This window comes from Pseudomonas sp. GD03875 (assembly GCF_029840585.1).
Classification (GTDB): domain Bacteria; phylum Pseudomonadota; class Gammaproteobacteria; order Pseudomonadales; family Pseudomonadaceae; genus Aquipseudomonas; species Aquipseudomonas paralcaligenes.
The window spans coordinates 38,251-51,798 of sequence record NZ_JAOCCV010000017.1; the positions used below are offsets into that span (position 1 = coordinate 38,251).

The following is a 13,548-nucleotide window of genomic DNA, read 5'->3' on the forward strand; positions in this document are numbered from 1 at the left end:
GAGCGGCATGGCGGCCGTCGGGCCTGGAGGATATCAGCTCGGCCCGGCCGCTCCACCGACAGGGGGCCGGTTTTCGGCGGCCATCTGGTATAAGCTCGCCCGTCCGATGGAAGGTCGGCAGCGAGATGGTCAGGCGACCGGGAACAGGCGCCTGGTGGAAGAACAAGGAAAAGACATGCTTTCTGTGCGCAACGGTACCTATCTGGGGCTGGCGGCCCTATCCGCCCTCGGCATCCTCCATGTGGTTCTGTACTGGTTCTACCAGCCGGACGATGCCTTCATCTATTCCGTCTACGTGAAGAACTGGGTGGCCGGTAACGGGCTGACGTTCAATGGCGAGGTGGTCGAAGGTTTCTCCAGCGTCAGCTGGACCCTGCTGAGCGCGCTGGTCGCCTGGCCGGGCGTGGAGCCGCTGCAGGCGGCGAAGTACCTGGGACTGGCCAGTTACGTGGGCACCGCCGGCCTGCTCCTGCTGATCCACCGGCGCTTCGAGGGCGCCTTCCAGCCATGGTCGAGACTGGCCCTGCTGGCGATGTTCTGCTCCTTCCCGCTGCTGGCGCTGTGGGCACCTGCGGCGATGGAGGGCATCCTCTTCGCCCTGCTGCTCGTGGCCAGCTGCTATGCCTGCTACCTCGCCTTCGAGACCTCCAAGGCGAGCCATTACGCACTGGCGGGCCTGTTGTTCGGCTGCCTGGCGCTCACCCGGCCGGAGGGTGGCGCGTTCTTCGGGGCGATACTGGTCTACGCCGCCAGCCGCTTTCTGCTGGGCAGGAAAGGTTCGTGGGGCGGGCTGGTCGTGGCCGGTGTGGTCTTCTTGATGGTCGTCGGCATGCTGGTGCTGTGGCGATACAGCCTGTTCGGCGAGCTGTTCCCCACCACGGTTTCGGCGAAGACGGGCAACCTGTCCGGCCAGATCCGGGTCGGCATCGACTACGTGCTGCGGTTCGCCGCGGACTACTTCTACCTGATCCTGCCCTACCTCCTGGCGACCGTGCTGCTCATCCGCCGTGGTGGCGCCCAGGGCTGGTGGGCATGGATCGTCTTCATCTATGTCGGCGGCTATGTCGCGTTCAACCTGCTGGTCGGCGGCGACTGGATGATCGGCTACCGCTTCCTGATGCCGGTCGTGCCGCTGATGCTCAGCTCCTGCGCCTTGGCGCTGGTGGGTTTGCCCCGGTCGGTCGGCCTGCTGCCCCTGGCGTTCGCCGGCTATTCGATCTGGCTTTCCACTCAGCTGTATGCCGAGGCGCGCACCGAGCGGATGGCGACCGATGGCGACATCATCATGGGGCATCACATCGCCGCGATGAACCTGTCGCCCGACAGCCGCGTCGCCGTCGTGGACGCCGGCGCCATTCCCTACTTTTCCGGTCTGCCGACCATCGACATGGTCGGCTTGAACAACCAGCACATTTCCCGGCTACCGGGCGGTTTCATGCAGAAGTGGGACAACGACTACGTGCTGTCCCTGCAGCCCAAAGTCATCCAGCTGCACACCTACCGCGAGCCGTCGAGCGGTGAGCTGATGCCGTCGCCGGACTTCAGGGGCAGCCAGCTGCTGTTCTACACCCAGGAATTCCAGCGCTGGTACGAGCTGGACCCGACCTCGCTGGTTCCGCAGCTGTTCATACGCCGTGAGGTACCGAAGTCGCTCGACGAGGGCCTGTTCGCCTTCGAGGCCGAAGGGCAGTTGAATGCAGACCGTTCCAGCCTGCAGCTGCGGCTCAGGAAGAAGGGTGCCGGTGTCTGGGAGGTGCATGCCGACGACCAGCATGCCGTCGGCTGGCAGGTGAGCGTCGTGGACAATGCCGGGCGGGACATGAGCCATATCTCCCTGCCGCTGACGCGGCGCCTGGCCCAGGGCGAGGAGATCACCGTCGACGTGCCGATGCCTGCCGTGAACCAAGGCTCATACCGCGTGCTGGCATGCCCGGTGTTCAACCAGGTCGTGCGCTTCCCGCAGTGCCACGGTGGGTTTGCCATCGACCTGCCGTTGCACGAGGACGAGACGGCCGTGAAGGGCACCCTCGGCTTCGCCGATCCGCGCCTGGGCTTCAAGGGCTGGTCCACGCCGGAACCTACCCATCGCTGGAGCCTGGGGCAGTCGGCGGAGCTGACGTTCGTGCTGCAGGACGTGGCGAGCCTGAAAGGTGAGCTGAGCCTGGACCTGGCCTCCTTCGGCCAGCAGAACATCGAGCTGGTGCTCAACGATGCCACGTTATTCAGCGGCCAGGCCAACGGCGAGAAGGTGGTCGACCTGCAGGATGCTCCCTTCGTCGAGGGCAGGAACGTGCTGCGCATACTGACGCCCGACGCCAGGGCGCCCGGCGTCAACGACGAGCGCGTGCTGGGTGTCGCGCTGCGGTCGTTGCGCATCGAGTGAGGTTCACACCCAAATGAAAGAGGCCCGCATCGCGGGCCTCTTTGGTCTTGGGCGGCGCCTTACAGGTTGGCGATCTTCTCGCGCTGCTCGGCCAGCTTGGCCAGTGCCTGTTCTGCTTCGGCCAGCTTGGCGCGTTCCTTGTCGAGCACTTCGGCCGGGGCCTTGGCGACGAAGCCTTCGTTGGCCAGCTTGCCGCCGACCCGCTTGACCTCGCCGTCCAGGCGCTGGATTTCCTTGTCCAGACGCGCCAGTTCGGCGTCCTTGTCGATCAGGCCGGCCATCGGCACCAGCACCTGCATGTCGCCGACCAGGGTGGTGGCGGACATCGGCGCTTCCTCACCGGCGGCCAGCACGCGGATCGATTCGAACTTGGCCAGCTTGTTCAGCAGCGGTTCGAACTCGGCCAGGCGGCGCAGGTCCTCATCGCCGGCGTTGGCCAGCACCACGTCGATGCGCTTGCTCATGGAGATTTTCATCTCGCCGCGGATCTGCCGCACGCCGAGCATGAAGGTCTTGACCCAGGCGATGTCGGCCTCGGCGCCGGCGTCCACCCGCGCCTCGTTGGCCACCGGCCAGGGCTGCAGCATCAGGGTGGCGCCGTCCTTGCCGGCCAGGGCCTTGATGCGCTGCCAGATTTCCTCGGTGATGAAGGGCATGAACGGGTGGGCCAGGCGCAGGATCACTTCCAGCACGCGCACCAGGGTGCGGCGGGTCCCGCGCTGGCGCTCGGCCGAGGCGGTCTCGTCCCACAGCACCGGCTTGACCAGCTCCAGGTACCAGGCGCAGTACTCGTCCCAGACGAACTCGTAGAGCGCCTGGGTCGCTAGGTCGAAGCGGAAGGCGTCGAGGTGGCGGGTGACGTCCTGCTCGCAGCGCTGCAGGGCGGAGATGATCCAGCGATCGACGGCGGACAGCTCCACCGGCTCGTCATTGACGCCGCAGTCCTTGCCGTCGGTGTTCTCCAGCACGAAGTTGGTGGCGTTCCACAGCTTGTTGCAGAAGTTGCGGTAGCCCTCGACCCGGCCCATGTCGAACTTCACGTCGCGGCCGGTGGTGGCCAGCGAGCAGAAGGTGAAGCGCAGGGCGTCGGTGCCGTAGCTGGCAATGCCGTCGGGGAACTCGGCGCGGGTCTGCTTGGCGATCTTCTCGGCCAGCTTCGGCTGCATCATGCCGCTGGTGCGCTTTTCCAGCAGCGCGTCCAGGGTGATGCCGTCGACGATGTCCAGCGGGTCGAGCACGTTGCCCTTGGACTTGGACATCTTCTGGCCCTGGCCGTCGCGCACCAGGCCGTGGACGTACACGGTCTTGAACGGAATCTGCCCGGTCAGGTGGGTGGACAGCATGATCATCCGGGCGACCCAGAAGAAGATGATGTCGAAGCCGGTGACCAGCACGTCGGTCGGGTGGAAGGTCTTGAGGAAGTCGGTCTGCTGCGGCCAGCCGAGGGTGGAGAAGGTCCACAGGCCGGAGCTGAACCAGGTGTCGAGCACGTCGTCGTCCTGGCGCAGGGGGATGTCGCCCAGGTCGTGCTTGGCGCGTACCTCGGCCTCGTCGCGGCCGACGTAGACGTTGCCAGCCTGGTCGTACCAGGCCGGGATGCGGTGGCCCCACCACAGCTGGCGGCTGATGCACCAGTCCTGGATGTCGCGCATCCAGCTGAAGTACATGTTCTCGTACTGCTTGGGCACGAACTGGATCTCGCCGCTCTCGACCACGGCGATGGCCTTCTCGGCCAGCGGCTTGGTGGAGACGTACCACTGGTCGGTCAGCCAGGGCTCGATCACGGTGCCGGAGCGGTCACCCTTCGGCACTTTCAGGGCGTGGTCGTCGATCTTCTCCAGCAGGCCCAGGGCCTCGATGTCGGCAACGATGCGCTTGCGCGCCTCGAAACGGTCCAGGCCGGCGTAGGCGGCGGGCAGGCCGGAGTCGATCAGGGCGTTGACGCTGCCGTCGATGTTGAAAATCTGCGCGCCCGGCAGCACCGCGGCGTCCTGGTCGAAGATGTTGATCAGCGGCAGGTTGTGGCGCTTGCCGACTTCGTAGTCGTTGAAGTCGTGGGCCGGGGTGATCTTCACGCAGCCGGTGCCGAACTCGGGGTCGCAGTATTCGTCGGCGATGATCGGGATGCGCCGGCCCACCAGCGGCAGGTCGACGTACTGGCCGATCAGCGCCTTGTAGCGCTCGTCGTCCGGGTGCACGGCGACGGCCGAGTCGCCCAGCATGGTCTCCGGGCGGGTGGTGGCGACGATCAGGTGGTCCTTGCCGTCGGCGGTCTTGTGGCCGTCGGCCAGCGGGTAGCGCAGGTTCCACAGGTGGCCCTTCTCGTCGTGGTTTTCCACTTCGAGGTCGGAGATGGCGGTGTGGAACTTGGTGTCCCAGTTGACCAGGCGCTTGCCGCGGTAGATCAGGCCGTCCTCGTGCAGGCGCACGAAGGCTTCCTTGACCGCCTCGGACAGGCCCTCGTCCATGGTGAAGCGCTCGCGCGACCAGTCCACCGAGGAGCCGAGGCGACGAATCTGCCGGGTGATGGTGCCGCCGGACTGCTCCTTCCACTCCCAGACCTTGTCCAGGAATTTCTCGCGGCCGAGGTCGTGGCGGGCGATGCCGTCGGCGGCCAGCTGGCGCTCCACCACCATCTGGGTGGCGATGCCGGCGTGGTCGGTGCCCGGCTGCCACAGGGTGTTGCGGCCCTGCATGCGGCGGAAGCGGATCAGCGCGTCCATGATGGCGTTGTTGAAGCCATGGCCCATGTGCAGGCTGCCGGTGACGTTCGGCGGCGGGATCATGATGGTGTAGGGCTCGCCGGAGCCCTGCGGGGCGAAGTAGTTGTTCTGCTCCCAGGTCTGGTACCAGGAAGTTTCGATGGCGTGCGGCTGGTAGGTCTTGTCCATGCGCGGCGGGACCCTATGACGGCTGAGCGGAAAAGCCGCCGAGTATAAGGCAAACCGGCCCCTCGGGTTTAGACCCGATGCGCTTCGGCCTCTGGCCACCCGTCAGCGGCCGCCCGGATGCAGGCCTGTCCGCAGTCCGCCATGCACGCCAGCTGCAGCGCCACCGGGTGGAACAGCGCCGGTTGCCGGTCGAAGGCGAACATCACCCGTTCGGCCAGACCGAGCGCGGCGGCTCCCGCCGGCGTCAGGTGCAGCTCGACGCGACCGGCCTGCGCGACCAGGGCGAGCACCTGGCCGCTCGCCGCCAGGGACTGGTCGTTGCCTTCCAGATAGAGGGCGTCCTGCTCGGCCACGCCGGTCGGCTGGCCGCAGGCGATGTGCAGCACGTCGAGCGGGTCGCGCGGGGAGGCGTAGCCCAGGGTCAGCCACAGCAGGCCGTCGTCGTCGCCGTGGAACACTTCCTCCACCTCGAAGCGGGCCGGGCTCACGCCTCGCGCTCCAGGGCCGCCAGCACCTCGGCGTCGGTCACCAGGCCCCGGTCGACCAGACCGTGCTCGCGGATGCGCGCCAGGTAGCGGCGGGCCTCGTCGGCACGGGCCGGGTCCGCCTGGGCGGCGCGCAGCAGCACCCGGGCGGCGGTCTCGTAGAAGGGCAGGATGGCCTGCTCGCCCTCGATGGGCGCGAAGCGCAGCGTCGCGCGGGCGTGCTCGACGGCCTGGGCCAGGTCGTCCGCCCCTGGCGAGTCGGCGAGCCGCCAGGCCAGGGTGTTGTGGGCTGCGCGGCGGGCCGCGCGGATCAGGTTGTCGCGCTCCAGGTAGGGCCAGTCCCGCACGCCGCCCAGGTGTTCGAGGATTTCCCGGCACAGGCGCTGGTTTTCCTCGTGCTCGCCGAGTTCCCCGGTGAAGAAGCGCAGCTGGTCGAGCACGCCGGCCCACAGGTGGTGATCGCCGTGACCGGCCTCGCGCAGCAGTGCTTCGGCTTCGCGAGCCAGGTCGTGCGCGCTGCGGTAGTCGCCGTTGCGGCCGAGCTGGGCGGCGGCTTCCAGGCGGCGCTCGAAGCCCTCCTGGTCGAAGTCGCAGGGTTCGGTCGGCTCGGCGATCTCGAAGTGTTCGAGATTGGCGCGCTGTTCCTCGTCGAGTCGCGCCAGCAGCTCGTCCGCCGGGCGGCCGTGGCGCAGCAGGGCCCAGGCCTTGTAGAAGCGCGCTTCCTCCCGGTCTTCGTCGTCGAAGTCGGCGGTCTGTGCCGGCCTGCGGCCGAACAGCGAGCCCAGCAGGCCGCTCGGCCTGGCGGGCTGTGGCGCGCCGAGCACATGGTCGAAATCGGCCAGCGCCGCCTCCAGATTGCCCCCCACCAGCGCGCCCAGGCCACGCTGGCAGTACAGCCAGCCGAGGGCGAACTCGCCGTCGTGGCGTTCGATCAGGCGGTCGAACACGGCGTGCAGGTGCTCGCGCGGGATGAAGTCGGCGTTGTCCGGGCTGTGCTTCAGGGCCTGGATGCACGCCTCGACGCCACGCCAGCGCAGCGGCACGTGGCGGAAGTACTTGCCCTCGTCCCAGGAGTGGCGCGCGGCGAGTGCGCAGACCCGCTCGCTGCGCAGGGCCAGCGGCACGTCGTGGAGCATGTCCGCGTACTGGCCGGCGAAGCGTTCGGCCATCACCGGAGTGATGAACGGACGCGGGATGCTGGACAGGTGGATCGGGTCGCGCTTGAAGGCGGTGTCGGCAATCTTCTGGGTGTACTTCTCTGCCGGGATCTCGTAGGGCGAGAGGTGGTAGTCCGGGTTGTCGATCTCGGCGAGCATCAGCGCCTCGTCCCAGAACACCGCCCAGCAGTGTTCGGCGCACCGGGCGCTGGTCCTGTGGTGGCGAAAGCGCGGGCCGTGCTCGGCGGTCAGCCGCGCCCACAGTGCCTCGTCCGGGCAGAGCGCATGGGCGTGGGCGAACACCGTTTCGTCGACCAGCCGGCCGGGCAATTGCTGGATCAGGCCGAAGTGGATGTCCAGCGCGCGGCACAGCATCCGTGGTTCGAGGTAGCGCGCCGGGATGCGGTTCTCGATGAACCAGGCGCTGTCGGCGTGGGCCAGCGCGGTGAGGTAGAAGGTTTCGTCGCGGAAGCGACCCGGCACGTGTTCGATAGCGTTGCTCCAGTGACGCACGGCGTGCAGGCACAGCGCATGGTCGAGCCACGGCTCGGGCAGGGCATCGGGTGGCACCTGGCGTTCGACCAGATGGCGGCACAGCTCGGCGTCGAGCAGCTGCGCGGGGATCAGGGCGGGGTCGTAGCTGCCCTGGTCGGCGCGCAGCAGCAGTGCCTTGTCGACCAGGCGCGGGGGCAAGTGGCGCAGGTTGGCGGCGCTGCAGTCGATCAGGCGCTCGGCGATCTCGCGGTCGAACACCGCCTCGGGGAAGAACTCGGCCACCCAGATGTCGCCGTGGCCCTGCCGGCCGGGGCACAGCTCGATGGCTTCCAGGCAGAAGTCGCGGGTGAGGAATTCGGCCGGGATGGCGCGGAAGCTCTTGCGGTTGTCGTAGGCCTTGTGCTGCAGGTAGCGGCGCCAGTAGTCAGCGTCCTGCGGCTCCGTCTGCAGGTCGGCGAGCGTCAGCGCCTCCCAGTCGACGCGGCCGGGCGGGTTGTAGCGGAAGTCCGAGCCTGCGTGCCCGGCGAAGTCCCGGTCGTATTGCGCGTCGAGCCGGGCCGCCTGGCCGCGGTACTGCTTGGCGCCCTTGGCGTCGCCCAACTTGTGGCAGGCCAGGCCGGCCAGCCAGAGGTAGAAGGCGCTGTTCCAGTGCAGGTCGGCGGCCTTGGCCAGGTCCTCGCGGGCCGGCTCCAGTTCGCTACGGCGCAGCCGGGCCTCGCCGCGCACGCGGTAGAGCACGGCCTTGAGGCGCTTGTCACGGTCGTGGGTGATCCGTTCGAGGGAGCTGCTGGTGAGGTCGATGGTCCGCTCCAGATCGCCCAGGCGCAGGGCGCACAGCGCCAGGTCGTCCACGGCCTCGTTCTGCAGGGTGGGGTAGCGCTCGGGCATCAGCGCCGCGGCGCGTTCCAGGTAGGGGATGGCCTGCTCCAGGGCGTCGGCCCGGTACAGCGCCAGCCCGGCGTCGCGCCAGGGGCGCATGTAGCCGGGAGACAGTTCGAGGGCGGCCTTGCTGGCGAGGAAGGCCTCCTTGAACTGGCGCTGGCGGAAGTGATCGGCGGCCTGGCGCACCAGCGGCAGGCAGGCGGGGTCGAAGCCGTCGACGAACAGCGACTCTCCCGCCTCGAGCGTCTTGCGTATGGCAGCGAAGTTCCAGTGCGGCTCGTCGGAGCTCCAGCAGCCCGGCGAATAGCACAGCTCCGGGCGCAGGGCGAGCAGGTCCTCGGACCAGTAGAACCAGGCCGCCGGGTCGGGCTCCTCGAAGTGGTGCCCGTCGCAGACGAAGCTCACCACGCAGTCGTCGGGCAGGCGGATGTCGCGCCAGTCGTGGAACCAGAAGAACGCGAGGGGCGTGTCCAGCGTGCCCTGGAAGCCGCGGTGCAGGGTCTCGTCGTCGCCGCCGAAGAAGGCAGCGTAGTGGCGTGCCGAGATCTTGCCGCCGACCAGGCGGTTCGAGTCGCTGTGGTGAAAGAAGCCGTCGCAGGCGAGGTCGCCGGTGACCACGCATTCCGGCGGATCGCCGGCGAACGTCAGGTCGCCGATGACCACCAGCAGTGGGGTCGTTTCCTGTGCGTTTCGCAGCGCTTGCCACTGCTGGTCGGTCAACGTGGTGTCGCCCTCGAAGCAGAGGCAGGTGCCTTCGAGGAAGTAGGCCAGGTCTTCCTCGTCGAGTTCGTCATCGTTGTCGGTGCGCAGGTAGCGGTCGCGCAGCTCGCCCGGCAGGGTCGGCCAGATGTCGCCGAGGGGCAGGATGCGGGGAGCGGGTGTGGCTGGGTTCATGTCGCCTCCTGGCCGGTCGTCACCGGTCCTGCTGGTAGAGCGCCCAGATGGCTTCGGCCACGGCCATCGGCAGGCCTTCGTCGTAGTCCTCGTCGTCGAGGTCGACCTCTTCGCTGCCCATGACGGCGGCCAGCATGGCCGGCGGGATGGGGCGCCTCTGCTCCACGTCCGCGTAGTCGCCGGGCGGCACCGGGCCGTGGCGCGGGTCGAAGTACAGCGTGCCCGTGGCGTAGAAGCCGGCCAGGAAGCGCTCCTCGATCTGGCGGATCAGGCGGTGGCTGACGCTGGCCCAGCCTGGGACTTCGTCGTCGGTGGCGTACTGGGCATGGAATTCCGCGCCCAGCGCCCAGTACATGAGCAGGGCGGTGGCGCGCTCGGTGCGCGGGTCGTCGGCCAGCCACTGCAGCGCGTCGCGATTGCCGTCGTAGTTGCTGCGGGCGGCGAACAGGTGCCGCTGCTGCGGCGTGGCGCCTTGCAGGTGATCCAGCAGCAGTTGCCAAGCCTGCTGGTCGATGTCGTCGTCGTGGGACACGTCGCCTCCTTTCTGTCGAGTCCGCCACGGGAGCAGACCCTAGCACGCCGCGCCGCCGGAAAATGCGGCGTGGCGCTCAGCGGACCTGCAGGCGGAAGTCGTCACCCATGCGCCGTCCGTGGCGGTCGGTCAGGGTCAGCAGGTCCCGCGTCTCGTATTCCTTGCCGTGGAACCGGTAGCGGGCCGGCGCCAGGAGGGTGGGGCGCCTGCCGTCGCGGCGGACCTCGCCCAGCGCGGTCGAGACGGGCGGGTTGTTGGCGGTGAAGTTGCTGTGCACCAGGACCTGCCCGCCGGCCTCGACCAGCACGAAGTACCAGTTGCCGACGCCGTACAGGCCGGCTATCGGCGCCGGGGCGTGCACCAGCCGGGCGATGCCGGTCACGGGCATCGAGGTGCGGGTCTTCATCAGGCCCAGGAAGGTGCGGCTGGTGATGCTGGCGTCGGCGAAGGTGCGGCGGATGCGCTCGCGCTCGGCCTCCAGGCAGGCGGCCAGGCGCTCGAAGTCGCTGGCGGAGAAGGCGTCGGGCGGCAGGTACAGGGTGTCGCCCCAGTCATAGCCGTGGAGGCGGCTGGTGCCCACGGTGTCGAGATTGAGGCCGAAGGCGCGGGTGCGCGCGGCGTCGTGCTGCAGGTAGGCGTCGAGGTTCTTGTAGAAGATTTCGTAGCGGATGGCGGCGAGTGGCTGGCCGCGATAGCGGTAGCGGACGTCGACCTGGGAGGAGCCGGCGGCGTTCTCGGCGAACGGGCGCGCCTCGACGACGAAGGGCTGGCCGGCGCAGTCCAGTTCCAGGATGCGCGCCGAGGCGTGCGCACCGCCGGCCAGCAGCGCTCCGGCGCAGAGCCCCAGCCAGCGCAGGGCGTTTCGGGTCGGCGGAGTGTTTCGACGATGGGGCATGGACTCTGGCCTCCCTGCGAGTTGCCACACTCCATTAAAGCCGCCGCGGAGGATTTTTCCCGGCGGCTCGAACGGGTGGCCGTCAGCCCGCGACCAGCACGCGGATTGCCTCCAGGCGCAGCGCCGCCTTGTCGAGGAAGCCCAGGCCGCTCTCGCGCTGCTTGCGCAGGGCCTCGATCTCGGCGGGCCGCACGCTCGGGTTGACCGCCTGGAGGGCAGTCATGCGGGCGATTTCCTCGTCCAGGGTGGCAGTGAAGCGCTTGCGCGCCTCCTCGACGCGGGCGGCGTGGCGCGGCTGCACCTTGGCTTCGGCGGCGCCGATCTGCTTGGCCAGCACGTCGCGCTGGGCCTGCACGAACTTGTTGGCGCTGGCCCGTGGCACGGCTTCCAGCTGGTCGTTGAGGGTGTCGAAGGCGACCTTGGTGGCCAGGTCGTTGCCGTTCGGGTCGAGCAGGCAGCGCAGGGCCACCGGCGGCACGTAGCGGCCTAGTTGCAGCGCCCTGGGCGCCACCACCTCGCTGACGTAGATCAGCTCCAGCAGCACGGTGCCGGGCTTGAGCGCCTTGTTCTTGATCAGCGCCACGGCGGTGTTGCCCATCGAGCCGGACAGCACCAGGTCCATGCCGCCCTGCACCATGGGGTGTTCCCAGGTGAGGAACTGCATGTCCTCGCGGGCCAGGGCCTGGTTGCGGTCGTAGGTGACGGTCACCGCCTCGTCGTCGCCGAGGGGGAAGCTGGCGTCCAGCATTTTCTCGCTGGGGCGCAGCACCAGGGCGTTCTCGGAGTGGTCCTCGCTGTCGATGCCGAAGGCATCGAACAGCTCTTCCATGTAGATCGGCAGGGCGAACTGATCGTCCTGCTCGTGGATTTCCTCGACCAGCCGCTCGCCTTCGCCGGCGCCGCCGGAGTTCAGTTCCAGCAGGCGGTCGCGGCCGCTGTGCAGCTCGCCTTCGAGGCGGACGCGCTCGGCGATGGCCTCGTCCAGCAGGTCCTGCCAGGCCTTGTCACCATTGCTCTCCAGCAGGGCCAGCAGGCGCGGGCCGAACTGGTGCTGCAGGGCGTTGCCGGTGGGGCAGGTGTTGAGGAAGGCGTTCAGCGCCTGGTGGTACCACTGGAACAGGTGTTCCTGCGGGCTGCCTTCCAGGTAGGGCACGTGCAGCTGGATGGTGTGCTTCTGGCCGATCCGGTCGAGACGGCCGATACGCTGTTCCAGCAGGTCCGGGTGGGCCGGCAGGTCGAACAGCACCAGGTGATGGCTGAACTGGAAGTTGCGGCCCTCGGAGCCGATCTCGGAGCAGATCAGTACCTGGGCGCCGAATTCCTCGTCGGCGAAGTAGGCGGCGGCGCGGTCGCGCTCGAGGATGCTCATGCCTTCATGGAACACGGTGGCGGGGATGCCGGAGCGCACGCGCAGGGCGTCTTCCAGGTCGAGGGCGGTCTCGGCGTGGGCGCAGATCACCAGCACCTTGAACTTCTTGAGCATCTTCAGGGTGTCGATCAGCCAGTCCACCCGCGGGTCGAAGCGCCACCAGGCCTCGTCTTCGCCCTGGGCCTGGTAGCTGACTTCCGGGTACAGCTCGGCGTGCTCGCCCGGCTGCAGCCCCTGGTACTGCTCCGGGGCGGGCAGCGGGTAGGGGTGCAGCTGGCGCTCGGGGAAGCCCTGCACGGCGGCGCGGGTGTTGCGCAGCAGCACGCGGCCGGTGCCGTGGCGGTCGAGCAGCTCGCGGATCAGGCGCGCGGCGGCCTCGCTGTCGCCATCGGTCACGGCGGCCAGCAGTGCCTCGCCTTCGGCGCCGAGGAAGCGGGCGATGGTGGCGTGGCCCTGTTCGGAGAGGCGGCCCTGGTCCAGCAGCTCCTGTACCGCCTCCGCCACAGGACGGTAGTTGGCGCTCTCGGCGCGGAAGGCCTCGAGGTCGTGGAAGCGGTCCGGGTCGAGCAGGCGCAGGCGGGCGAAGTGGCTTTCCAGGCCGAGCTGCTCGGGGGTGGCGGTGAGCAGCAGCACGCCGGGGATGATCTCGGCCAGCTGTTCCACCAGGCGGTATTCGTCGCTGGCCTTTTCCGGGTGCCAGACCAGGTGGTGGGCCTCGTCGACCACCAGCAGGTCCCAGCCGGCGGCGAAGGCGGCGTCCTGCGCCTTCTCGCTGCTCTTCAGCCACTCCAGGGAGACCAGCGCGAGCTGGGTGTCGTCGAACGGGTTGCTGGCATCGCTCTCGGCGAAGCGCTCGGCGTCGTACAGGGCGACCTGCAGGTTGAAGCGCCGGCGCATCTCCACCAGCCACTGGTGCTGCAGGTTCTCCGGCACCAGGATCAGCACCCGGCCGGTACGGCCAGAGAGCAGCTGGCGGTGGATCACCAGGCCGGCCTCGATGGTCTTGCCCAGGCCCACTTCGTCGGCCAGCAGCACGCGCGGAGCCATGCGGTCGGCGACCTCCCTGGCGATGTGCAGCTGGTGGGCGATCGGCTGGGCGCGGGCGCCGCCGAGGCCCCACAGGCTGGACTGCAGCAGGCGGCTCTGGTGCTCCAGGGTGTGGTAGCGCAGGGCGAACCAGTTGAGCGGGTCGATCTGCCCGGCGAACAGGCGGTCGCTGGCCAGGCGGAACTGGATGAAGTTGGACAGCTGGGTTTCCGGCAGGCTGTACGGTTCGTGCTGGGCGTCGAAGCCGTGGTAGACCAGCAGGCCGTCGACATCCTCGACTTCCTGCACGGTCAGCTTCCAGCCCTCGAAGTGGGTGATCTCGTCGCCCGGGGCGAAGCGCACGCGGGTCAGCGGGGCGTTGCGCAGGGCGTATTGGCGGGTCTCGCCAGTCGCCGGATAGAGCACGGTGAGCAGGCGGCCGTCGGAAGTGAGGATGGTGCCGAGCCCGAGTTCAGCCTCGCTGTCGCTGATCCAGCGCTGCCCCGGTTGATACTGCACAATGCCACTACTTGCCATGA

The 13,548-nt window shown here is 68.6% G+C and carries 7 protein-coding genes; 1 reads left to right on the forward strand and 6 read right to left on the reverse strand.

Features of this window, described 5'->3' with window-relative positions:
* Positions 1-175 precede the first annotated feature (175 nt).
* Complete coding sequence (locus tag N5D30_RS15840) at positions 176-2,383, forward strand: hypothetical protein (RefSeq protein ID WP_279909711.1); 2,208 nt, start codon at positions 176-178, stop codon at positions 2,381-2,383.
* 59 nt (positions 2,384-2,442) lie between these two features.
* On the opposite strand, the gene N5D30_RS15845 is transcribed toward N5D30_RS15840, so the two are convergent.
* From N5D30_RS15845 to rapA, 6 genes are all read right to left on the reverse strand, one after another.
* Entirely contained in the window at positions 2,443-5,274 is a 2,832-nt protein-coding gene (locus N5D30_RS15845) for a valine--tRNA ligase (protein ID WP_279909712.1), read from the reverse strand.
* Positions 5,275-5,342: 68 nt separating this feature from the next.
* Positions 5,343-5,762 (reverse strand): hypothetical protein, encoded by a 420-nt coding sequence (locus N5D30_RS15850; RefSeq protein WP_279909713.1) that lies wholly within the window; start codon positions 5,760-5,762, stop codon positions 5,343-5,345.
* Positions 5,759-9,187, reverse strand: a complete 3,429-nt coding sequence (locus tag N5D30_RS15855; protein WP_279909714.1) for a hypothetical protein — start codon at positions 9,185-9,187, stop codon at positions 5,759-5,761. The genes N5D30_RS15850 and N5D30_RS15855 overlap by 4 nt, the downstream gene beginning before the upstream one ends.
* Before the next feature lie 19 nt (positions 9,188-9,206).
* On the reverse strand, positions 9,207-9,719 hold the full coding sequence (locus N5D30_RS15860; RefSeq protein WP_279909715.1) for a DUF4274 domain-containing protein: 513 nt from the start codon (positions 9,717-9,719) through the stop codon (positions 9,207-9,209).
* A 76-nt stretch (positions 9,720-9,795) separates the two neighbouring features.
* Positions 9,796-10,614 carry a hypothetical protein gene (locus tag N5D30_RS15865; protein ID WP_279909716.1) on the reverse strand — a complete coding sequence of 273 codons (819 nt, stop codon included), beginning with the start codon at positions 10,612-10,614 and terminating at the stop codon, positions 9,796-9,798.
* Between the two features lie 82 nt (positions 10,615-10,696).
* Positions 10,697-13,546 (reverse strand): RNA polymerase-associated protein RapA, encoded by a 2,850-nt coding sequence (rapA, locus tag N5D30_RS15870; RefSeq protein ID WP_279903697.1) that lies wholly within the window; start codon positions 13,544-13,546, stop codon positions 10,697-10,699.
* Positions 13,547-13,548 lie beyond the last annotated feature (2 nt).

Coding starts and splice junctions, on each gene's coding strand:
- N5D30_RS15845 (WP_279909712.1), bottom strand. CDS start 5,274: ATGGACAAGACCTACCAGCCGCACGCCATCGAAACTTCCTGGTACCAG.
- rapA (WP_279903697.1), bottom strand. CDS start 13,546: ATGGCAAGTAGTGGCATTGTGCAGTATCAACCGGGGCAGCGCTGGATC.
- N5D30_RS15855 (WP_279909714.1), bottom strand. CDS start 9,187: ATGAACCCAGCCACACCCGCTCCCCGCATCCTGCCCCTCGGCGACATC.
- N5D30_RS15865 (WP_279909716.1), bottom strand. CDS start 10,614: ATGCCCCATCGTCGAAACACTCCGCCGACCCGAAACGCCCTGCGCTGG.
- N5D30_RS15840 (WP_279909711.1), top strand. CDS start 176: ATGCTTTCTGTGCGCAACGGTACCTATCTGGGGCTGGCGGCCCTATCC.